The 22,468-nt window shown below is 64.1% G+C and carries 18 protein-coding genes and 2 pseudogenes; 9 read left to right on the top strand and 11 right to left on the bottom strand.

Going from position 1 to position 22,468, the window contains the following annotated elements; translation table 11 throughout:
* Window positions 1-143: 143 nt before the first annotated feature.
* The 5 genes from ACFJIU_RS25065 to speB form a co-directional block, all read right to left on the bottom strand.
* On the bottom strand, window positions 144-938 hold the full coding sequence (locus tag ACFJIU_RS25065) for an ABC transporter permease (protein WP_379064531.1): 795 nt from the start codon (window positions 936-938) through the stop codon (window positions 144-146).
* Window positions 935-1,789, bottom strand: a complete 855-nt coding sequence (locus ACFJIU_RS25060) for an ABC transporter permease (RefSeq protein ID WP_379064529.1) — start codon at window positions 1,787-1,789, stop codon at window positions 935-937. The genes ACFJIU_RS25065 and ACFJIU_RS25060 overlap by 4 nt, the downstream gene beginning before the upstream one ends.
* Window positions 1,786-2,823 (bottom strand): ABC transporter ATP-binding protein, encoded by a 1,038-nt coding sequence (locus tag ACFJIU_RS25055; RefSeq protein WP_379064527.1) that lies wholly within the window; start codon window positions 2,821-2,823, stop codon window positions 1,786-1,788. The genes ACFJIU_RS25060 and ACFJIU_RS25055 overlap by 4 nt, the downstream gene beginning before the upstream one ends.
* Before the next feature lie 152 nt (window positions 2,824-2,975).
* Window positions 2,976-4,064 (bottom strand): PotD/PotF family extracellular solute-binding protein, encoded by a 1,089-nt coding sequence (locus tag ACFJIU_RS25050; protein WP_379073213.1) that lies wholly within the window; start codon window positions 4,062-4,064, stop codon window positions 2,976-2,978.
* Window positions 4,065-4,190: 126 nt separating this feature from the next.
* Window positions 4,191-5,243, bottom strand: coding sequence for an agmatinase (gene speB / locus ACFJIU_RS25045; protein ID WP_379064525.1), 1,053 nt, complete (start codon window positions 5,241-5,243; stop codon window positions 4,191-4,193).
* A 238-nt stretch (window positions 5,244-5,481) separates the two neighbouring features.
* Between speB and gcvA the strand changes: the two genes are divergently transcribed.
* The 8 genes from gcvA (at window position 5,482) to ACFJIU_RS25005 (ending at window position 14,165) form a co-directional block, all read left to right on the top strand.
* Window positions 5,482-6,459 (top strand): transcriptional regulator GcvA, encoded by a 978-nt coding sequence (gene gcvA / locus ACFJIU_RS25040; RefSeq protein WP_379064523.1) that lies wholly within the window; start codon window positions 5,482-5,484, stop codon window positions 6,457-6,459.
* A 138-nt stretch (window positions 6,460-6,597) separates the two neighbouring features.
* Window positions 6,598-7,902: a nicotinate phosphoribosyltransferase gene (gene pncB, locus ACFJIU_RS25035; RefSeq protein WP_379064521.1), complete on the top strand. Its 1,305-nt coding sequence runs from the start codon at window positions 6,598-6,600 to the stop codon at window positions 7,900-7,902.
* Between the two features lie 103 nt (window positions 7,903-8,005).
* Entirely contained in the window at window positions 8,006-9,355 is a 1,350-nt protein-coding gene (locus tag ACFJIU_RS25030) for a hypothetical protein (RefSeq protein ID WP_379064519.1), read from the top strand.
* Between the two features lie 220 nt (window positions 9,356-9,575).
* The gene (locus tag ACFJIU_RS25025; protein ID WP_379064517.1) at window positions 9,576-10,874 is read left to right on the top strand and encodes an ABC transporter substrate-binding protein; all 1,299 of its coding nucleotides are present in this window, start codon (window positions 9,576-9,578) and stop codon (window positions 10,872-10,874) included.
* Window positions 10,875-10,902: 28 nt separating this feature from the next.
* Complete coding sequence (locus ACFJIU_RS25020; protein ID WP_379064515.1) at window positions 10,903-11,784, top strand: branched-chain amino acid ABC transporter permease; 882 nt, start codon at window positions 10,903-10,905, stop codon at window positions 11,782-11,784.
* The gene (locus ACFJIU_RS25015; RefSeq protein ID WP_379064513.1) at window positions 11,781-12,737 is read left to right on the top strand and encodes a branched-chain amino acid ABC transporter permease; all 957 of its coding nucleotides are present in this window, start codon (window positions 11,781-11,783) and stop codon (window positions 12,735-12,737) included. Before ACFJIU_RS25020 ends, ACFJIU_RS25015 begins: the two co-directional genes overlap by 4 nt.
* Entirely contained in the window at window positions 12,734-13,465 is a 732-nt protein-coding gene (locus ACFJIU_RS25010) for an ABC transporter ATP-binding protein (RefSeq protein WP_379064511.1), read from the top strand. Before ACFJIU_RS25015 ends, ACFJIU_RS25010 begins: the two co-directional genes overlap by 4 nt.
* The gene (locus ACFJIU_RS25005; RefSeq protein ID WP_379064509.1) at window positions 13,458-14,165 is read left to right on the top strand and encodes an ABC transporter ATP-binding protein; all 708 of its coding nucleotides are present in this window, start codon (window positions 13,458-13,460) and stop codon (window positions 14,163-14,165) included. The genes ACFJIU_RS25010 and ACFJIU_RS25005 overlap by 8 nt, the downstream gene beginning before the upstream one ends.
* A gap of 48 nt (window positions 14,166-14,213) precedes the next feature.
* Here ACFJIU_RS25005 and ACFJIU_RS25000 read toward each other — a convergent pair whose 3' ends face one another.
* The gene (locus ACFJIU_RS25000; protein WP_379064507.1) at window positions 14,214-14,393 is read right to left on the bottom strand and encodes a hypothetical protein; all 180 of its coding nucleotides are present in this window, start codon (window positions 14,391-14,393) and stop codon (window positions 14,214-14,216) included.
* A 110-nt stretch (window positions 14,394-14,503) separates the two neighbouring features.
* Here ACFJIU_RS25000 and ACFJIU_RS24995 point away from each other — a divergent pair, with 110 nt between their 5' ends.
* Window positions 14,504-15,475, top strand: coding sequence for a LysR substrate-binding domain-containing protein (locus ACFJIU_RS24995; RefSeq protein WP_379064505.1), 972 nt, complete (start codon window positions 14,504-14,506; stop codon window positions 15,473-15,475).
* An 88-nt stretch (window positions 15,476-15,563) separates the two neighbouring features.
* Here the strand turns inward: ACFJIU_RS24995 and ACFJIU_RS24990 are convergent, their stop codons facing one another.
* The 5 genes and pseudogenes from ACFJIU_RS24990 to kdpB all read right to left on the bottom strand — a co-directional run bounded on the left by ACFJIU_RS24990 (window position 15,564) and on the right by kdpB (window position 22,464).
* On the bottom strand, window positions 15,564-16,358 hold the full coding sequence (locus ACFJIU_RS24990) for a hypothetical protein (protein ID WP_379064503.1): 795 nt from the start codon (window positions 16,356-16,358) through the stop codon (window positions 15,564-15,566).
* Window positions 16,359-16,457: 99 nt separating this feature from the next.
* Complete coding sequence (locus tag ACFJIU_RS24985; protein ID WP_326890503.1) at window positions 16,458-17,150, bottom strand: response regulator; 693 nt, start codon at window positions 17,148-17,150, stop codon at window positions 16,458-16,460.
* Window positions 17,147-19,844: pseudogene (locus ACFJIU_RS24980) on the bottom strand (DUF4118 domain-containing protein). Before ACFJIU_RS24980 ends, ACFJIU_RS24985 begins: the two are co-directional and overlap by 4 nt.
* Before the next feature lie 9 nt (window positions 19,845-19,853).
* Complete coding sequence (gene kdpC / locus ACFJIU_RS24975; protein ID WP_379064501.1) at window positions 19,854-20,423, bottom strand: potassium-transporting ATPase subunit KdpC; 570 nt, start codon at window positions 20,421-20,423, stop codon at window positions 19,854-19,856.
* A 2-nt stretch (window positions 20,424-20,425) separates the two neighbouring features.
* Window positions 20,426-22,464: pseudogene (gene kdpB / locus ACFJIU_RS24970) on the bottom strand (potassium-transporting ATPase subunit KdpB).
* Window positions 22,465-22,468: the final 4 nt, after the last annotated feature.

Below are 22,468 nucleotides of genomic sequence, written 5' to 3'. Positions count from 1 at the left end.
GTGCGTTCGGGTAACATCGGAACGTTTCAGAACTTGGATGTGGTTTCGCGCAACGGTCCTCATCCTGAGGTGCGAGCCCGCAGGCCATAGGAAACAACGCGCGACCTTGACTGGGCGAGCCTCGAAGGACGCACCGACAGATATCAACCCTCCGACGACATCGCTCCGAGCAGTCTGCGGATATCGCCGAAATAGGCGATCGCCCCGAACACCACCGCCGCCACCGTGACGAAGAAGATCGACACCGCCGCCATGGTCGGCGTGTAGCCGTAGCGCAGTGCGTTGAAGATCTTGATCGGCAGTGTCTCGGTGGTGAAGCCGATGGTCATGTAGGCAACGATGTATTCGTTGAGCGACAGCACGAAGGCGAAGGCGAAGCCGGAGACGAGATAGGGCAGGATCAGCGGCAGCACTACGGTTTTCAGCACCGTGCGGTCGTCTGCGCCCATCGTCGAGGCGGCCTCGACCAGCGAGCGGTCGATGGAGGCGAAGCCGAGCGACAGCGTCACCAGCGGCAGCGTCACGAAGAAGATCGCGTGGCTGATGATCGCCGTGTAGAATTGCCCGAACAGCCCGACCGTCGCCCAGAAGCTCAGGAGGCCGAGCGCGGTGATGACCGGCGGCAGGATGAAGGGCGCGAGACCCAGCACCTGGAAGATGTTCGCCCAGGGCGCGATGCGCCGCCACAGGAACCAGGCCAGCGGCAGCGCGATCGCCACCGCGATCGCCGCCGAACAGACCGCCAGCGTCACGGAGTGGATCAATGCCAGCCGCCATTCCGGATCGTTGAAGATCTGCCCGTACCAGCCGAGCGAGAAACCTTTCGGCGGGAAGGTCAGCTCCTGCTTCTGGTTGACCGAGACACCTGCCACCACGATCAGCGGTGCTGCCAGGAACAATGCGACAAGGACGAAATAAAGCCGGCGAAGCACGGTCATAGCGCGTTCTCCTTACGGCCGACGAGCAGGGTAAGTCCGACCAGTGCCAGCGAGATCAGCACCAGGAACACCGCCATTGCCGCGGCGAACGGCATGTTGGACTGGTAGATCGCCTGGTCGGTGATCAGCACCGACAGCGTCCAGTTCGACGGCCGGCCGAGGATCTGCGGCAGCAGGTAGGAGCCGAGCGCGAAGACGAACACCATGATCAGCGTCGCCACGATGGTGTTGCGCAGTGCCGGCGTGACCACGTTGAAGAAGGCACGCACCGGCGAGGCGCCCAGCGTGCGCGCGGCTTCCAGCAATGTCGGGTCGAGCCTGACCAGGGCGGGGTAGAGCACCAGGATCGTATAGGGGAGCGCCTGGTAGACCATGCCCGTCAGCACCGCCCAGAAACTCGGCAGCAGTGCCACCGGCTCCTTCATCAGCCCGACCGCGACCAGCAGGTTGGTGATGCCGGCCGTGCGCGAGAACAGCGTCGACCAGGCAAAGCCGATGATGACTTCCGACAGCGACAGCACCGAGAGCAGCCCGACCAGCCACAGCGTCTGCACGGCACGCGGCCGCTTGGTCAGCAGATAGGTGAAGGGGAAGGCGATGACCACGCAACACACGGCGACGAGAACGGCCAGCAGCAGCGAGAAGCCGAGCACCGAACCGAAGAAGGTGGTCAGGAAGCGTGCATAATTGTCGAACACGAAATCCGGCGTGTAGAAGCCGGCCGGATTGCGCTTGAAGAAGCTCACCGCGATCATGATCGAGAACGGCACGACGAAGAAGACGATGAGCATCAGCGCCGGGAAGAACAGCGGCGCATAGTCTGCGAGTGCTCTTGGCGGTTCGCGTCTCATGGCTGCAGCACCACGCAGCTTTCAGGCGGCAGCACCACGCCGATGGCCTGGCCGACGCTGACATTGGGGCGCTCGCGCGGTGTTGCGACGGCCACGATGGTGGTGCCGCCGGCCTCGACGAAGGTTTCGACCGTGCCGCCGAGATCGCGCACGAAGCTGACGGTGCCGGGGATCGCACCGGCGCCGGGCGTCGAGAAATGGATATCCTCGGGACGGATCGAGATGGTGGCCTTGGCCGAGCCTGATGGCAGGGCTACGCCGGGAACGGCGGCGCCGAGCACGGTGGTGCGGCCGGCACTGTCGGCCTCCGCCGGCAAGAGGTTGGTGATGCCGATGAAGTCGGCGACGAAGGCGTCGGCCGGCTTGCGGTAGATCTCGATCGGTGAGGCGGCCTGCAGGATCTTACCCTTGCCCATGACGACGACGAGGTCGGCCATCGTCATCGCCTCACGCTGATCGTGGGTAACGACGACGGTGGTTATACCCAGGCGCTGCTGAAGCTGGCGCAATTCCACCTGCATGGCTTCGCGCAGCTTGGCGTCGAGCGCCGACAGCGGTTCGTCGAGCAGGAAGAGTTTCGGCGACAAGGCCAGTGCCCGGGCGATCGCCACGCGCTGGCGCTGTCCGCCGGAGAGTTTGGCCACCGGCCGGTCGGCGAAGCCCGTCAGATGGATCATGGCCAGCAGCTCTTCGACGCGCTTGCGCTGGTCGTCTTTGGAAGCGCCCCGAATGCGCAGCGCATAGGCGATGTTCTCGCCCACGGTCAGGTGCGGAAACAGCGCCAGCGACTGGAACACCATGCCGAGATTGCGTTTGTGCGTCGGCACGCGGGTGATGTCGTCGCCATCCAGCACGATGGCGCCGCTGGTCGGCTCCTCCAGCCCGGCGATCATGCGCAGCAGCGTGGTCTTGCCGCAGCCCGAAGGTCCGAGCAGGCAGATGAACTTTCCGTCCGGGACCGAAAGGCTGACGTCGTCGACGGCGGCGAAATCGGCGAAGCGCTTGGTGATCGAATTTATGGACAATCCGGGCATGGCGTTATCCTGCTTGGCTGGTCGTGCATGCGGATGGTGCGGTCGCTTCCGCCTTCCAGATTAGCGAAAGGCGGCTGGCATGTCTGCGGTCGATACGAAGATACGGGGGCTCGCAAGGCGAGCTCCCGATATCGTCGCTGGATAAGATTGGATCAGCCGACGATCAGCTCGGTCCATTTCTGGTTGATGGCGTCGGCCTTCGACACGTAGAGGTCGTAGCGCGGGATGATCGGCGCGATGTCGGAAGAAACCGCCGCGAATTCTTCCGGCTTCAGATCGAGAACCTCGCGCTTCAGCGTCGGTGCGGTGCCGACATTGCGCGACATCAGGCCCTGGATCGCCGGCTGGCTCATATAGTCGATGAAGGCATGTGCCTCGTCGACCTTCTTCGAGGCGCGCGACAGCACCCAGTTGCCGGAATCTTGGATGCCGCCTTCCTTCGGGAAGGTCGACCGCACGGGCTGGCCGTCCTTGGCGGCAAGGCCGGTGACGTCGTGATAATACTGGCCCATCGGGATTTCGCCCGACTTCAGCGCCTGCTCGAACTGCGCCTCATCGCGGTACCACAGGCGCACATTCGGCTTCACTTCGGCGAGCTTGGCGAAGGCCTTGTCGATGCCTTCGTCGGTGTCGAGCGCGTTGGTGCCGCCCATGAAGGTCTTCGCCGTCACTTCCAGCAGGAACGAGTTGGAGGCGAGCGCCAGCAGGCCGAGCTTGTCGGCGTTGGCCTTGTCCCACAGCGCGTCCCACGACGTCGGCGCGTCCTTGTAGACGTTGGTGTTGGTGACCAGCGTGATGTACCAGGCCACCGCGCCGATGCCGGCAACACGGCCGTCCGGATACTTGTTGATGAACTGCGGCAGGAGATCGCCATAGTGCTTGAACTTGGCGGTATCGAGCGGCTGCCACAGCTCGGTCGACTGGCCCTTCAGCGTCGAGGTCTGCGACATCATCGAAAGGTCGGCCGGCGCCTGTCCGGCCTTGGCGGCCTGCTCCAGCTGCACCAGCCAGGCTTCACCGGTCGGCTCGGCCACCGATTCGACGGTTATGCCGGTCGCCTTGGTGAATTCGGGGAAGATATGCTGGTCGAACGACTTCTTGAAATAACCGCCGTAGACGCCGACCTTCAGCGACTTCTCCTGGGCGCGCAGGATGGCGGGCATCGCAAGCACGCCGGCGGCGGCAACGCCGGCGCCAAGCACGCTCCGCCGGCTGAGCATGGTCTTCATGATCTCGGTCATCATTGTTCTCCGTTGTTCCGGCTTTGCCGGGTTCCCTTATGGTCTTCTTATAAAACGGTGTCACTGGATAGAGCATGATCTGTTCCGAAAACCGGTTCCGGGATCATGCTTCCATCCAGCACGCCGTCATCCTCTCAGCGCCGGGCTGAACACCATCAGCGACAGGATCTCGAACAGCACCTGCGCGCCGGCATGCGCCGTATTGGTGGTGGAATCGTATTGCGGCGCCACCTCGACGACGTCGCCGCCGACGATGTTGAGGCCTTTCAGTCCGCGCAGTATCTCCAGGACCTCGCGTGTCGTCAGTCCTCCGACCTCCGGCGTACCGGTGCCGGGCGCAAACGCAGGGTCGAGGCTGTCGACGTCGAAGGAGACGTAGGTCGGTCCGTCGCCGACGATCTTGCGCGCCTTCTCGATGATGGCCGGGATGCCGAGGCCGGGAACCTCTTCGGCGTGCACGACGGTCATGCCGGATTCGTAGGTGAACTCCCACAGATATTCGGCCGCGCCGCGGATGCCGATCTGGATGGTGCGCGACGGGTCGAGCACGCCGTCCAGCACCGCGTTGCGGAAGGGGCCGCCATGGTGGAACTTGGTCTGGTCGAAGGCGCCGCCGGTGTCGCAATGCGCGTCGATATGGATCATGCCGACCGGCCGCTCCTTGCCGACGGCCTTCAGGATCGGATGGGTGATCGAATGGTCGCCGCCGACCGACAGCGGGATGACGCCGGCATCGACGATCTGGTTGAGGCGTTTCTCGATGTCTTCGTGGCTCATTTCCAGCCGATAGCGGCTGCGGAACGGCACGTCGCCGATATCGGCCACGCGGAGCTCGTGGGTGGGAGCGCAATCCAGCACATGGTTGTAGGGCCCGATGCGTTCGATGGCGCGCAATGCACGCGGACCGAAACGGGAGCCTGGACGATTGGTGACGCCGAGATCCATCGGCACACCGATCATTGCCACCTGGAGGTCGCCGAAATCCGGATTGTCGGCGGCAACTTCACGATACGGCGCGGTCAGGAAGGTCGGGATGCCGGAATACGGTGCCAGGCGGGTACCGCCCTTGGAGAAGATCTTGTCGGCGACCCGGCGGAATTTCGGGTCGAACAGCTCGCCGCCATGGCTCTCGCCATATTTGCGGCGCAACGCGTCGAGCTTGCCTCTGTCGAAACCCATCCTGCAACTCCTCCTGCCGCGCCCGAAAATCGGGTTCGATTTTCGCAAAGGCGCTAAATCAAATCAGGCGAGCCGATGAGCCTCCGATACGGGGGCATGAACCAGTGACAGCTGCCTGCGATAGCGTGTTTTTATGATTGATTGCCGCGGATTGTCGGAGGCTGCGGATGGAAAATCAATTGATATTGTTATAGCGCTGGCTGTTAGAAAATCTCACACTGTGTCTTGACGCCGGCCCATGAGCAGTTCCCGTCGCCTTCCGCCCCTCAACCCTTTGCGAGCGTTCGAGGCGACTGCCCGGCAAGGCTCGCTTTCCAAGGCGGCGGCCGAGCTCCACGTCACCCACGGTGCGGTCAGCCACCAGATCAAGGCACTGGAGCAGTCGCTCGGGGTCAAGCTGTTCGAGCGGATCGGTTCGCGTCTCAAACTCACGCCGCACGGTGCCGAGCTTCTGCCGGCAGTATCCGGCGCTTTCGAGGGGATTGCCGCTGCCGCCGCACGGTTGACTCGTCCCGCCAGCAGCGGCGCGCTGGTCGTATCCTGCGTGCCGGCACTTCTGTCGCTGTGGCTGATCCCGCGCCTTGGCTCGTTCACGGCGCGTTATCCCGACATCCGGTTGAAACTCGTAGCCTCCAATGATGCGCGCGATATCCGCCAGCCCGACATCGATGTCTGCGTGCACTATGGCGACGGCAGCTGGAGCGATTGCTGGATCCGCAAATGGTCTGGACTGGAGTTGTTTCCGGTCATCAGCCCGACGCTGGCCAACAACCGGCCGATCCGCTCGATCCGCGATCTCGCCGACCATGTCCTGCTGCATGGCGACGACGGGCGCGAGTGGCACACCTGGCTGGCCGCTGCCGACGCGCTCGATCTCGAGCGGGTCTGCCGGCGCCATCAGTTCAACGACGCCCGCCTGTCGATCGAAGCGGCGCTCCACGGCCACGGGGTGGCGCTTGGCGACACGATGACGGCGAGCCGCCTGCTGGCCATGGGCCAGCTGATCGTGCCGTTCGGCCTTTCGGTGCCGGCGGTCGACGACTTCTATGTCATCTGCCGCAATGAGATGCGCTCCACGCCCATCGTGCAGCTTTTCGTCGACTGGCTGTTCGCTGAAAAAGCCGAGGACGAGAGCCGGGCCGAAACGGTGGGTACGAGGCTCAACGCGCGCCGCAAACGGCCCATATTGCAACTGGTGGCGAAAGCCGAGGAATGAGGGGTGCTCGACAAGCGCCGGCGATGCCCTCATGTTCATGGCTTGCGTGCCTTGCGATCACAAAGCGGGAAGCGCGTTAATCATTTCAATGCTAAGAGGCCTATCCGGTAACGGATAGGGTGGAAGCAGGTTTCGGACATGGCCAAGACTGACATCGCGCGGCGCGTCTACAACCACACCTGGAAGCTCGACCCCATCGTGCGGTCGCTGCTCGACACTGATTTCTACAAGCTGCTGATGCTGCAGATGATCTGGGGCATGTACCCCAAGGTCGATGCCACCTTCTCGCTCATCAACCGCAAGACCAAGGTGCGGCTCGCCGACGAGATCGATATCGGCGAACTGCGCGAGCAGCTCGACCACGCCCGGACCCTGCGTTTTACCAAGAAGGAGATGATCTGGCTGGGCGGTAACAATTTCTACGGCCGCAAGCAGATCTTCGAGCCGGAATTCCTTGCCTGGCTGGAGAATTTCCGGCTGCCTGAATATGAATTGACCAAGCGCGACGGCCAGTTCGAGCTCTCCTTCTCCGGTCCCTGGATGTACACCACGCTGTGGGAAATCCCGGCGCTGGCCATCATCAATGAATTGCGCTCGCGCTCGGCGCTCAAGGCTTTCGGTCCGTTTGCGCTTGATGTGCTTTATGCGCGCGCCAAGGCGAAGATGTGGGCCAAGACCGAGCGTCTCAAGGAGCTTCCCGGCATCCGCATCTCCGATTTCGGCACGCGCCGCCGCCACTCGTTCCTGTGGCAGCGCTGGTGCGTGGAGGCCCTGAAGGAAGGTATCGGCGAGGCCTTTACCGGAACCTCGAACGTGCTGCTGGCAATGGACAATGATCTCGAAGCGCTCGGCACAAACGCGCATGAACTGCCGATGGTGCTCGCAGCACTTGCCAATTCCGAGGCCGAACTGCGCCAGGCGCCCTACAAGGTCCTGCAGGACTGGCAACGCTACTACGGCGGCAATCTGCTCATCGTGCTGCCGGATGCCTTCGGTACCGCCGCTTTCCTGCGCGATGCGCCGGACTGGGTCGCCGACTGGACCGGCTTCCGTCCCGACAGCGCGCCGCCGATCGAAGGTGGCGAACGCATCATCTCCTGGTGGCGCGAGCGTGGCCGCGATCCGCGCCAGAAACTGCTGATCTTCTCCGATGGCCTCGACGTCGACACCATCATCGAGACCTATCGCCACTTCGAGGGCAAGGTACGCATGTCCTTCGGCTGGGGCACCAATCTCACCAATGATTTCGAGGATTGCGCGCCGGTGCCGACCGACCGGCTCAATGCCATCTCGCTGGTGTGCAAGGTCACCGAGGCCAATGGCCGCCCGGCAGTGAAGCTGTCCGACAACCCGGCGAAAGCCACGGGCGATCAAAAGGAGATCGACCGCTACATCCGTATCTTCGGCGAGGAGGCGCGGGTGCGCCAGCTCGTGAAGGTTTAGGCAAGGCCGGGTTCGGTTTGTCCTTCTCCGGATGAGCAAGCGGTTCAGTCAGAGGCAAAATCAGTGGGCGGCGCTCATTGCATGCGCGACCCCGCTTCTTCCCGTGCAGGCATTGGCGCACGCCTCCGATCGCGGCCACGTCCTGCTGTTGCCAACCAACTATTATCTCGCCGGCGGGGCCTTCGCGGTGGCGGCATCCTTCCTGGTGCTGAGCCTGGTATCGCCGCAAGCGTTGGGCCGCCTCTGGCGCAGGCGCTTCTTTCTTTTCCGGTTCCCGGACGCTGCCCGCGTCGTGGTCAGCCTGCTTTCCTTCGCCGTTTTTGTTGCCCTGATCGCAGCAGGGTTATGGGGCAGCCGCGATCCTCTTTCCAATCCTTTGCCGTTGACGATCTGGACGCTGTTGTGGACCGGCATGACCTTGGCGCAAGGCATGTTCGGCAATCTCTGGTCCTGGCTGAACCCATGGTATGGACCCTGGCGGCTTGTTGCCTGGCTGACCGGCGCCGACCAGGAACCAAAACACATGCCGCCGTGGCTCGGTTATTGGCCGGCTTTCCTGTTTTTCCTAGGCTTTGCCTGGTTCGAACTGATCTATCCCGCACCGGATGACCCTTCGAAACTTGCGATCGCGGCCGGCGGCTACTGGTTGCTCAGCTTCCTGTTGATGCTGGTGTTCGGCTATGAAGGCTGGTGCCGCCGCGGCGAATTCCTGAGCGTCTTCTTTTCCATGCTGGCGCGGTTCTCGCCGCTCGATCGCGATGCCGCCGGCAGGTTGTCGCTCTGCTGGCCGGGCGCCAAACTGCTCGACGCGCCGCCGTTGCCGTTGAGCGCTGCCGCATTCCTTTTGCTCGCCCTGTCGTCGGTCTCTTTCGACGGGCTGATGCGGACCTTCTTCTGGCTCGGTCTGAACGGCATGAACCCGCTCGAACTGCCTGGCCGGACCGCAATGATCGGCACGGGCAGCGCGGGTCTCGTCGCGACGTTCCTGTTGCTGGCGCTGTTGTTCGGCGTCTCCATCCTGGCCGGGCGCTGGATCGCGGGCAGCAGCCTGCCTTTCAGGCAGCTTTCCGGGCTGCTGGTCTGGTCGATCGTGCCGATCGCGCTAGCCTACCACATCGCGCACTACCTCACCGACGTGCTGGTCAACGGTCAGTATGCGTTGGTTGCCCTGTCCGATCCCTTCGCCCTGGGATGGGATCTGTTCGGTACGGCGCATCTGCCGGTCACCGCGGGCATCGTCGCCGGTGCGGACGCGGCCTGGTGGCTGTGGAACATGCAGGCGGCCCTGATCGTCGGCGGGCACATCCTGGCCGTGCTCGTCGCTCATGCCGCGGCCTCACGATTGGCGCCTGCAACGTCGCAGGCGACATTGCTGCAGGTTCCGCTGACCGTGCTGATGGTTGCCTATACGCTTTTCGGTCTCTGGCTGCTCGCTACGCCCACCGCCGGCTGATGCCAACGGTCATTTTAGGTGACCGTTGGAGCGCGCGACCGCGCGCCGCGCCCGTTGGCGCGTAAGCCAAGCGGCCTGGATAAGCCGCGCCGGCGCTTGAGGCTATGATCCCTCTTGCCGCCAATGCTCGCTTGCCTTGGCAGGGGTTTGATGCTTGGTTTGCCTCGCGATTTTCGCGGCCGCTGCCGGCCGCGGGTCAAATGCCATGAGGGGGAATTCGATGACTGGCCGCTTCTTCGACCTGACCAAAGGCAAGGCATCCCGCCGCTCGGTCCTGAAAGGGCTGGCAGCCGGTGCTGGCCTGGCCGCAGCGCCGGGTTTCGTGCGTTACGCGCAGGCGCAGAGCTCTGCCCCGATCAGGATCGGTTTCCAGGCGCATCGCACCGGCATCGGCGCCGCCTATGGCCGCTGGTATGAAAAAACAACGGCTGCCGCCGTGAAGGCGATCAACGCAGCCGGCGGCATCAACGGCCGCCCGATCGAAGTGGTCATCGAGGACGACGGCACTGACGCCGCCCGCGGCGCCGAGGTGGTGGCCAAGCTCGCCAACCAGCACAAGGTCGACATCGTCTACGGCACCTTGTTCTCCAACGTCGTGGTCGGCTCGGCACCAGCCGCCGGCGAACTGAAAATCCCGTATTACGTCGTGTCGGAAGGCTATCACGTCGCCTCCGGCAAACTGAACCGCTACGTGTTCCAGCCTGGCATCACCGACGTGCGCGCGCAGGTGACTTCGGTGGCGCCATGGATCGCCGCCAATGCCGGCAAGAAGATCACCATGATCTTCCCCGATTATGCTTTTGGCTACGATCATCGCGACTACCTGCCGCCGGCGCTGCAGAAGGCTGGCGCGGAAGTCGTGGCAAAGATCGCCATCCCGCCGACGGAATCTTCCTTCACCAAATACTTCCCGCAGATCCCATCGGATACCGACGCCATCTACCATGTCATGGTCGGGCCGGCGGTGCTGACCTTCGTCAAGGAACTGGGCGACTTCTACGGGTCGACCGGGCCGAAGCTGTTCGGCTTCATCGACTCGCTGGAGGCGGTCGACATCAACAGCCCCGGCCTCGAATATCTCGACGGCAGCCATTTCTGGGAAGGTTCGCCGCGCTACGCGCAGGCTGACGACACCGAAGCGCAGAAGGCCTATCGCGCCGCTGTCGGCATTGATGACAATGGTGCGGCCGTTGCCGACGCCAAGGACGTTTCCACCGCCGCCCACATGTTCGGCTGCTGGGAAACGCTCTACGTCATCAAGAAGGCGATGGAGGATGCCGGCTACAAGGGGCCGGAGGATCGCGCCAAGCTGGTCGAGGCGACCGAGGCGCTGACCGAATTCGCCGATGGGCCTGAGCATCCGCAGGGCAAAAAACTTTTCAACGGCAAGATCCACCAGTGTTTCGGCCACCAGAACATCTCAAAGCTGGAGGGCGGCAAGCTCAAGGTCGTGCACAAGACCGCGATCGAGGACGGCATGTACGAGCCGGAGGCCGACTACACCAAGCAGTCCCTGTGATTATCCTGCCGTCGAAGGCCGGGACCTGATGGCTTTCGGACCGCATCTTCTGCTGGCTACCCTCGAAGGGCTGGTTACTGCGGCGGTGCTGGCGCTGACCGCGCTCGGCCTGTCGCTGGTGTTCGGCGTGATGCGCATCGTCAATGTCGCGCATGGCGAATTCTTCATGCTGGGCGCGGTGCTTGCCTGGGCGGTGGCGACGGCGCTTGGCGCCCATCCGGCCATCGGCTTCGTAGCGGCGCTGATCGTGGCGCCGCTGGTGGTCGGTGCGATTGCCCTGCTTTCCGAGCGGCTGGTGTTGCGCCGGCTCAATTACGACCCGGAAGCCACGATCGTCGCCACCATCGGCCTGCTCTACATCATCCAGCAACTGGCGCTGAGCTTCTATGGCCCCGAAGCGAGGCCGGTGACCCCGCCCTTCAGCTATCGCGTGCTGCTGCCCTGGTTCGGCTATTCCGGCTACAAGCTTTCGATCATCGCTGCCTCCGGCCTGCTGCTCGTCGTCACATGGCTGGTGCTGACGCGTACCAGGATCGGCCTCGTCATGCGCGCCACGCAGTATGACCGCGAGATGGCGCAGGCCTTCGCCATTCCGGTCGAGCGCGTCTATGCTGGCGTCTTCGCGCTGGGAGCCATGCTGGCGGCATTCGCCGCGGTGCTGATCGTGCCGATCAGCCAGGCGCACTACCTGATGGGGCAGGATCCGCTGCTGCTGTCGTTCATCGTCGTCATCATCGGCGGCCTCGGTTCGTTGCGCGGCACCGTGGTGGCAGCACTGCTGATCGGCTTGTCCGACGGCATCGTCTCGATGTTCTTCTCGCCGACGCTGGCCAAGCTGATCGCGACGCTGGTTGTTGCGATGGTGCTGGTGTTCCGCCCGCAGGGCCTGTTCGGAACGGCGGCCCGATGACGGCGACGGCAAGGATTTATGGACTGCACATGGCCGTGGTGGCCGTGTTGTTCGCGCTGAACTTCCTGCTGCCCGACTATCACCATGGCCTTTTCGCGCGCATCCTGGTGCTGGCTACCTTTGCCATGGGCTACAATCTGCTGTTCGGTTATGCCGGGCTGCTCAGCCTCGGCCATGCCATGTTCTTCGGCGCTGGGCTCTACGGCAGCGGATTGGCGATCACTTATCTCGGTTTCGGCGTTCTATCGGCTTTCCTTGCCGGACTTGCCTGTGGCGCCGTTCTGGCGCTGGTGGTGGGGGTCCTCGCGCTCCGCACCTCCGGCGTCGCCTTCATGATCGTCACCATGATGTTCGCGCAGGCCTTTGTGCTGACCATCGTCTATTTCAACCAGTGGACCGGCGGTGACCAGGGGCTGGTGTTGCAGCAGGCGAGCCGCATGCTGACGATCGGCAATGCGAGCCTCGATCTCACGGCGCCGGTCGTACGTTATCTTGCGGCGCTGCTGCTGTTCGCGGTGGTGTTGTTCGCTACACTCGCCATTGTCCGCTCGCGTTTCGGCCGCGTGCTGGTGGCGATCCGGGAGAACGAGGAGCGCACGCGCATGCTGGGCTACGACACCTTCACCAACAAGCTGGCGGCGGTCGTGCTTTCCGGCATTTTCTGTGCTGCGGCTGGTGCCGCCTATGCTCTGCTGTTCGGTTATGTCGGCTCCAACTTCGCTTCGGTTCAGTATTCCATCCTGCCGCTGCTGTGGGTGCTGGCTGGAGGGGCTGCCACCACGCTCGGCCCGCTGGTCGGCACATTGTTCATCTATTACGTGACCGATATCGCCAGCAGCTACACCTCGGCCTGGCTGCTGATCGTCGGCGCGGCACTCGTGCTCCTGGTGCTGTTCGCGCCGAAAGGCATCCTTGGTTTCGTCCGTCGCCGCTGGATCGGGTGGCTGCCATGACCCGGCCCTTGCTGACCACCAGCGGTCTGTCGCGCGATTTCGGCGGGCTTCGCGCCGTGGACAAGGCCGATTTCAGCCTGATGCCGGGAGAGATCCGCGCCATCATCGGCCCGAACGGTGCCGGCAAGACCACCTTCGTCAGCCTGATCTGCGGCCGCGTCCTGCCGTCGTCGGGCACGATCGATTTCGCCGGAACCGAAATCTCCGCCTTGCCGGCGTATCGCCGTGTGCGGCTGGGCATCGCCTACACATTCCAGGTCACCAGCGTCTTCGCCAACCTTTCCGCCTACGACAATGTCGCGCTGTCGGTGCAGCGCACCTTGACCGACGGCCGCTCTAAGGGGGCGGTGCGTACAGGGACCATGAAGGCGCTGCAGCAGGTCGGCCTGGCCGATCGCGCGGGAACGCCGGCGGGGCAGCTCGCCTATGGCCATCAGCGTCTTCTGGAAGTGGCCATGGGCCTGGCGTTGCAGCCGCGCCTGCTGATCCTCGACGAACCGACGCAGGGGCTCTCCGATGGCGAGATCGAGGGTTTCGTCAGCCTGATCCGCGAGATTGCGCGTGATGCCACCGTGCTGATCATCGAGCATAACATGCCGGTGGTGATGCAGCTTGCCCATCGCATCACCGTCTTCGACGCCGGTCGCATCATCGCCGAGGGCGATCCGGCGGCAATCCGCGCCAACACGCAAGTGCAGGAAGCTTACCTCGGAGCAGCGCATGGCTGAACTGCTCACCATTGAAGGGCTCGATTGTTTTTATGGCGAGGTGCAGGTCCTGCATGGGCTGGACCTCGCACTGAACAAGGGCGAGGTGTTGTGCCTGCTCGGGCGCAACGGTGCCGGCAAGACGACGACGCTGAAGGCGATCATGGGGCTGGTGCCGGCGGCAGCCGGCTCAATCAGCCTCGAAGGCCGCGAATTGACGGCGCTGGCGGCGCACGAGGTGCCGAAGGCCGGCGTTGCCTATGTGCCGCAGGGCCGCCGGCTGTTCGCCGAGATGACGGTCGCCGAAAACATCGAGATCGGCCTGATGGCGCGCGACAAGGGCCTGGCCACGCGCGAAGCCGTGCTGGACCTGTTTCCGCGCCTGCGCGAACGGCTGAGGCAGCGGTCCGGCACGCTCTCTGGCGGCGAACAGCAGATGCTCGCCATGGCGCGTGCTCTTTGCCTGGAGCCGCAGGTCCTGCTGCTGGATGAGCCGACCGAGGGGCTGATGCCGTCGATGATCGAGAAGATCCGCGAGACGGTCGCTGGGCTGCGCGGCCTTGGCGTGTCGACCATCCTGGTCGAGCAGCGGGTGGAAGCGGTGCTCGCCGTCGCCGATCGCGTCGCCTTCATCGAGAACGGTCGCAACCGCGAGACCATGACCGCCGAGGCGCTGCGCGCCGACCCTGCGGCGGTCAAACGTTATGTCGGTGTGGGGTAGGCCGTCCTCCGGGAAGTAACCCGCAGGATCACAACTCAAGATCACCGGTCAGCTTTGCCAACGGCCGCAAGGGTCGTTGCCGTCGAGCAGGCCAAGGTCGCGGCGCAAGTGCGGCGACAATTCCCTGACGTCGAGATGCGCCTTCTTGCGACGGCCGAACCCGTCAGTCAGCCAGGACAGCCAGTGGTGACCGGAAACCGAAAACAACAAGTGCTGTGTCGTTGTCATGGCGGAACGCCTCCGTTATGCCTAAATGCATCTGATCCGTAGGGTTCAATGTCGTGTCGCTACGCCTTTGTTTCCAATCGAATGTCGATCATGACCTATAAAGACAGCTTATGAGCTTTCAGCTCCCGCCCCTCGCTGCCACACGCGTCTTCGAAGCGGTTGCGCGGCATCTGTCCTTCACCAAGGCTGCGCGCGAGCTGGGCATGACGCAAGCCGCCGTCAGCTATCAGATCAAGCTTCTGGAGGAGCGCGTCGGCGCGCAGCTTTTCCTGCGCCACCCACGCCATATCGAATTGTCCGACGTCGGGCAGCGGCTGGCGCCGGCGATCACCGATGCCTTTGCCATCATCGGCGAGGCCTATTCGGCCGCTCGCTCCGGCGCCGAAGGCGTCCTGTGCGTCAGCACGATCCTGACCTTCGCCTCCAACTGGCTGGCGCAGCGGCTCGGCGCCTTCCAGATGACCTATCCCTCGCTCGCCGTGCGCCTCGACACGTCGACCCGATTGATCGATTTCGCACGTGAGGATGTCGACATCGCCATCCGTTCCGGCAGCGGCAAATGGCCCGGCGTCGAGACGCACAAGCTGTTCTCGGCAGACTTCACGCCGATGCTGAGCCCGGCGCTCGCCGCGAGCATTGGCGGTGTGAAGGAACCCGCCGATCTGCTGCGCTTGCCGATCATGGATCCCGGCGACATCTGGTGGAAGGAGTGGTTCAAGCTGGCTGGTGTCGACTCCGGTGAGCTTGCATCACGAACGGCCTCCAGCATGGGCGCGCAGATGTATGAGGCGAGCGCCGCGATCGCCGGCCACGGTGTCGCCATCCTGACCCGCGAGCTGTTCCAGGCGGAGCTCGCCGATGGCCGCCTGATCCAGCCCTTCGATCTCGTCGGTGACGATGGCCATTCCTACTGGCTGGTCTATCCGACGTCGCGCCGAAACGTGCCCAAAATCAAGGCTTTTCGCGAATGGCTGTTGGTCGAGGTCGAGCGGTCGCTTAAGGCAAATGCCGAAGCTCGCAGCCCTGCCGTGATCGTTGGAACTTCGGGTCGATCTCAGTTCTCGTCGCCGAAGAAACGATAACCGAGCTCAGGTTCTGCCAGGATGATCGCGGCGTGGACGGTCTGCGTTCGATCTTGCCACGCAACTGGTGCCTCAAACTCGACACGGATCATTGTATCAGTCCGAATTCTCTTCTTCGATCGTACAGAAAAAGCCCCTCTTCATCCCAACCTGCCGACCATCCCCCATTCCACAGCAGATACGCAGCGGTGGTGGGGTCGTCTCCTATGGTTGAATGGCTGCAGAGAGGCCATTTTACCCAGTCGGAAACATCATAGCTGGAGGCGAGGCGGTAGAGTGGTTCCGACAGGAAATAGTAAGCGGCACTGCCGGCTTGACCATGCTCCTTGGCAGCCATCTCACCAAGTGCAGCGCGCAAATGCACGAAGGGCGAATCCGCGCGTGCAAAGGCGTCCTGCGGAGAGATGCTCGGGTTCTCCATCACACGTACATGGCCGAAGGGGTCTGCTGCCTCCGCCCCAAGCTCTCTGGTCAGATCGACGCCTTTGCGCAACACCATGGTGGCGTAGTCAGCATCGATCGGCTTTCGCCGCGTTGACAGATGTTCTTCCACGCGCGCCAGCATCCGATCGCCGCGTGGCAGAATCGAGAAAGCACGCCTGCGCGCCTGACGAGCACTTTTCCAATCAGTGAACCAGAAACCGAACTGCAGTCGAAAATCGCTATCCATGTCCGGCAGCGGATCTGGCACGCCCTTGTCGCCGGGTTTCTCATCTGGATGATCGTTGTAGCCGTCGAGGATCTGGTGCCAGCGACGTTGCCATTCCTTTGGGTCCTGCGGCACCGGCGTTTCCGAACCCGACGGCAGATTTTTGCGCTTGAGAAAATTGAACACACTGCCTCCGCTTGTCGAAGGGATGATCGGCGGATCCCGATCGACCATAAAGCATTCTTGCAGCCAAGTGGAATCACTTGGCGTTACAAAAATGCGGCGAAAACAAAAGCTTAGAGCATTTCCGTGAAAAACGGAAAGGCTCTAGCCTCACGTCTCGTCGCCGACAAAGCGATAACCGACCCCCGGCTCCGTCCGGATGATCGCCGGCGCGGACGGATCACGTTCGATCTTGCCGCGCACCTGGCCGACGAAGACGCGCAGGTAATGCAGGTCATCAGCATGGGCCGGTCCCCAGACCGAGGTCAGCAGCGCCCTGTGCGTGACCACGCGTCCGGCATGGCGCGCCAGCATCAGCACGAGGTCGTATTCCTTCGGCGTCAGATGGATCGGCGCGCCGCTTCGGGTGATCAGCCGGCGCACGGTGTCGATATGCAGCCCGTCGACCGAGATCTCGGTGACGCCGCCATCTTCGCGGGTGCGGTGGCGCAGCGCGGTGCGGATACGCGCCGTCAGCTCGCCGATGCCGAACGGTTTTTCGATATAGTCGTCTGCGCCGAGATCGAGTGCGGCGATCTTCTCGCTCTCGCGGTCGCGCGCCGAAAGGATGATGATCGGCAGCTCGGACCAGCCGCGCACATTCTTGACCACCTCCTTGCCGTCCATGTCGGGCAAGCCGAGATCGAGGATGATCAGGTCCGGGGCCGCCGTGGCGATCGCCTTCAGCGCCTGGGCGCCGGTGCCGGCCTCGATCACTTCATAGCCGGCGGCGGTCAGCGCCGGGCGCAGGAAACGCTGGATCTGCGGTTCGTCGTCGACGACCAGGACACGAAAGCCGCTCACGACATGGTCTCCGCTTCGACAGGCATGTCTTCGACCGGGAAGCGCAGGATCATGCGTGTGCCTTTTCGTTTCTGGGCCGGGCTTTCGGCCTTGATGGTGCCGCTCATCGCTTCGACGAAACCGCGTGCGATCGGCAGGCCGAGCCCTGTACCCGGTGCGCGTCCGTCGGGCTTGCCGCGCCGGAAGAATTTCTCGAACACCTGTTCGAGATCCTTTTCGGGAATGCCCTTGCCCATGTCGACAACCGATAGAACCAGCTCGTTCTGGTCGCGCCGCGCATAGATGCGGATCGGCTCGGCGCCGCCATATTTGTCGGCATTGTCGACAAGGTTGAACAGCACCTGTCCCAGAAGCACGCTGTCGCCGCGGATCAAGGGCAAATCAGGGGCGAGCTGCACTTCGACAACCCGTTCCGGGAACACCTTGCGGGAACGTTCCACCGTGGAGTTGATGACGTCTGGTACGTCGACCCAGTCGCGCTTGGCTTCGACCGAGCCGGATTCGATGCGTGTCATGTCGAGCAGGTTGGCAAGGAAGCGCGACAGCCGGGCACTCTCTTCGTCGATCGAAACGAGCAGGTCGTCACGGCTCTGCTTGTCCATCCTGTCGCCGAGTTCGCGCAGGCTGGTGATAGCGCCGGTGATGGTGGCGAGCGGCGTCTTGAGATCGTGCGATACCGAGGCAAGCAATGCCGAGCGGAAACGCTCACCCTCCAGCGCCGTGGCTTGGCGAAGGCTTTCCCTGGACAGACGCGCCCTGTCGATGGCCACGGCCGACTGGTCGAGGATGGCATTCAGCATCCTCTCTTCGGTTCCATCCAGCAGTTCGCCATCCTGCTGGATGCCGCAGACGCCGACGACGCCATGCGGACTCATCAGCGGGATGAAGCGGAAGGCGCTGTTGGGGAGCGTTCCGGTGCCGCTGCCGGCCTCCTCGCTTTTTTCATAGGTCCAGCGCGCGGCCGCCATGTCCGAGACGCCGAGCTCGGTGTCCGGCGGCCAGGACGCCTGCAGCCGCAATTCGCCCTGGTCCGGCAGCAGCAGCGCCACCGTGCGCGAGAGCGCTCCCTGCAACTGGGAAACGGTCGCCCACACCACGTCGTCCTGTTTCGCCGTGCCGGAAAGCTTGCGCGAATAGTCGTACAGTGTCTGCGTCGTGACGGAGCGCTCGCCGGATACCTTTGCCTGTTCGCGCAGCCGCGAGGTGAGGCCGCCGGTAAGCATGGCGGCGGCAAGGAAGACGAACAGCGCGAAGACTTCGTGCGGCTCGGCGATGGTCAGCGTGTAGAACGGCGGAATAAAGAAGAAATTATACGCGATCGCCGAGCCGAGCGCGGCAACGACCGCCGCCAGATAGCCGCTGCTGATCGCCGAGACCAGCACCGCCAGCAGATAGATGATCGAGATGTTCGGCAGCCGCACCCACTCGTCGATGGTCAGGCCGAAGCCGGTCGCAGCAGTAACCGTGGCGACGGCGGTGCCGACTTCCCGGGCCAGCCGAAGCGCCAGCGGCCGCTGTTTCACCGGGGTGGCCGGTGGCGGCATCGCATCGTCGCCGGTGACGACATAGACGCCGATGCCGGAGGCTTTCTCCATCAGGGCGTCGGGCAGCGAACGCCGGAACAGGCGCCAGGGGAAAAGACTGCCTGCGTCCGCCGATGACGATCTGCGTGGCGTGTTCGCGCCTTGCCAGTCGCAGGATCTCCTCGACGAAATCGCTGCCCTTCACGCGCCGTGTCTCCGCGCCGAGCCGTTCGGCCAGGCGGAAGGTGTCGTCCAGCCGGCGCTCGCCCGTCTGGTCGGCGACGGCGCGGTCCACGGGTTCGATCGACGCGACGATCCAGTGCGCATTGAGACCGGAGGCGAGCCGGCTGGCGATGCGCACGACTTTTTCCGACAACGCATCCGGACCGATGCAGACCAGCAGCCGCTCGGCCGAAGGCCATGGGCCTTCGATGGCGTTCTGCTTGAGATAGTCGACCATCTGGTCGTCGACCCGGTCTGCCGTGCGCCGCAGCGCCAGGTCGCGCAGCGCGGTGAGGTTGCCGAGGCGAAAGAAGGAATCCGCCGCGCGCGCCGCATTGGCCGGCAGGTAGACCTTGCCTTCCTTCAGCCGCTCCAGCAGTTCCGCCGGCGGCAGGTCCACCAGCAGCACTTCGTCGGCCTTCTTCAGGACCGTGTCGGGGATCTGTTCGCGCACCGGCACGCCGGTGATCTGGGTGACGACGTCTGACAGGCTTTCCAGGTGCTGGATGTTGAGCGCCGTCCAGACATTGATGCCGGCGGCCAGCAGTTCGTCGATGTCCTGGTAGCGTTTGGGGTGGCGGCTCTCGGGCGCATTGCTATGCGCCAGTTCGTCGACCACGATGGTGTGGGGATGGCGCGCCAGTGCCGCGTCGAGGTCGAATTCCTCGATCGTGCGGCCGCGATAGGGGATGCTGCGCAGCGGCAGCACCTCCAGGCCTTCGAGCAGCGCGGCGGTCTCGCCGCGCCCATGCGTCTCGACGAGGCCGACGAGGATATCGCCGCCGTCTTCCTTCATGCGGCGCGCACGCGACAGCATGGCGAAGGTCTTGCCGACACCAGGCGCTGCGCCCAGGAACACGGTCAGCCGACCGCGTTCCTGGGCGCCTGCCAGTGCCAGCAGCGCGTCCGGGTCGGCGCGCTTTTCTCGATGACGGTCGCTATCGCCCATTCGGTAGATTTAGGACTTTAGCCGATCCAGCGCGAGATTTAGTTTCAGCACGTTGACGCGTGGTTCGCCGATCAGGCCGAGCAGCCGGCCCTCCTGCGTTTCGTCGACCAGCCTGGCCACATCCGCCTCCGGCAACCCGCGCGCCTTGGCGACGCGAGCGACCTGATCGCGGGCGAAATCCGGCGTGATGTGCGGGTCGAGGCCGGAGCCGGACGTGGTGGCGGCATCGGCCGGGACCGGCGACGCGATGCCGGCGCCATTCAGGCGCTGGATGTCGGCCGCAACGCGCTCCTTCAGCTTCTGCGAGGTCGTGCCGAGATTGGAGCCGCTGGAATTGCCGGCATCGTAGGGCGTGCTGCCGATAGCCGACGGACGCGGCCAGAAGTAGCGGTCGCTGGTGAAGTTCTGGCCGATCAGTTCGGAACCGATGACGGTTCCGTTCTGCCTGATCAGGCTGCCGTTTGCCTGTGCCGGCAGGATGATCTGGCCGACGCCGGTGATGGCGAGTGGATAGGCGATGCCGAGCAGGATCGTGAACAACACGATCATGACCAGGGCGGGGCGAAGGTTGCTTGTCATGATTACACCAGATGAAGAGCCGAGACGGCGATGTCGACCAGCTTGATGCCCGCGAAGGGCAGGAGCAGGCCGCCGACGCCGTAGACGAGAAGATTGCGGCGCAGCAGCGCCGCAGCACCGACCGGGCGGTAGGCGACACCCTTCAGCGCCAGCGGGATCAGCGCGATGATGATCAGCGCGTTGAAGATGACCGCCGACAGGATCGCCGATTCCGGCGAGGTCAGCCGCATGATGTTGAGATGGTCGAGCGCCGGATAGGTCGCCACGAACAGCGCCGGGATGATGGCGAAATATTTGGCGACGTCGTTGGCGATCGAAAAGGTGGTCAGCGAGCCGCGTGTCATCAGAAGCTGCTTGCCGATCTCGACGATCTCGATGAGCTTGGTCGGGCTGGAATCGAGGTCGACCATGTTGGCGGCCTCGCGCGCGGCCTGGGTGCCGCTCTGCATCGCCACGCCGACATCGGCCTGGGCAAGCGCCGGCGCATCGTTGGTGCCGTCGCCGCACATGGCGATCAGGCGCCCGCCTTCCTGTTCCTTGCGGATATAGCCGAGCTTCTGCTCCGGCGTCGCTTCCGCCAGGAAGTCGTCGACCCCGGCCTCTGAGGCGATCGCCGCCGCGGTAACCGGATTGTCGCCGGTGACCATGACGGTGCGGATGCCCATGGCGCGCAGCGCCGCGAAGCGCTCCTTGATGCCGGGCTTCACCACGTCCTTCAGGTGGATGACGCCGAGCAGCCTGCTGCCCTCGGCCACGGCCAGCGGCGTGCCACCGGTACGCGCCACAAGTTCCACTGCCTGCCGGAAAGCGGCGGGTACGCGTGCTTCGTCGAGCGCGGTGAACTTCAGCACGGAATCGACCGCGCCCTTGCGCAGGCGACGCTCGCCGAGATCGACACCCGAAAGCGCGTCTCGGCCGCGAACGGCACGATCGCATCGGGTTGCTTGACCGGCGCGGCAACGCCGAACTCACCGGTGGCGAGCGCAACGATCGAACGGCCTTCCGGCGTCTCGTCGCCCAGGCTCGCCAGCATGGCGGCTTCGGCCAGTTCCTCGGCGCTGATGCCCGGCACCGGCAGGAATTCGGTTGCCATGCGGTTGCCGAAGGTGATGGTGCCGGTCTTGTCGAGCAGCAGCGTGTCGACGTCGCCGGCGGCTTCCACGGCGCGGCCGGAGGTGGCGATGACGTTGAAGCGCACCAGGCGATCCATGCCGGCGATGCCGATGGCCGAAAGCAGCCCGCCGATGGTGGTGGGGATCAGCGTTACCAGCAGCGCGGCCAGCACCGTGACCGACAGCACCGTACCCGAATAGCCGGCAAGACCCCACAGCGTCGCCACCGCGATCAGGAACACCAGCGTCAGGCCCGACAGCAGGATCGACAGGGCGATCTCGTTCGGCGTCTTCTGGCGCTCGGCGCCTTCGATGAGGGCGATCATGCGGTCGACGAAGGACGAGCCGGGCGCGGCGGTGATGCGCACCTTGATCCAGTCGGACAGCACCTGGGTGCCGCCGGTGACGGCCGAACGGTCGCCGCCGGATTCGCGGATGACCGGGGCAGATTCGCCGGTGATGGCGCTTTCGTTGACGGAGGCGATGCCTTCGACGATTTCACCGTCGCCCGGGATCAGCTCACCGGCCTCGACGAGCACCATGTCGCCGACCTTGAGATCGGTGGCCGGGATGCTGGCAACGTCCAGCCCGTCTTCCGACATGAGCTTGCGCGCGGTGAGCTGCGACTTGGTGCGGCGCAGGCTGTCGGCCTGCGCCTTGCCGCGGCCTTCTGCCACTGCCTCGGCGAAGTTGGCGAACAGCACTGTGAACCAGAGCCAGGCGGCGATCTGGCCGGAGAACAGCGGCTTGCCGCCGGCGATGACGAGATCGCGCAGGAACATCAGCGTCACCAGCGCGGCCACCACTTCGGTGACGAAGATGACGGGATTGCGCATCAGCTTCTGCGGCGCCAGCTTGGTGAAGGCCTGTCCGAGGGCCGGCCACAGGATGGCCGGCTCGAACAGCTTGTGTTGTACAGGGGTCGACATGAAA

The sequence above is a fragment of the Mesorhizobium sp. UC74_2 genome, from assembly GCF_042701485.1.
GTDB lineage: Bacteria > Pseudomonadota > Alphaproteobacteria > Rhizobiales > Rhizobiaceae > Mesorhizobium.
This window is presented reverse-complemented; position numbering and strand designations above follow the sequence as displayed.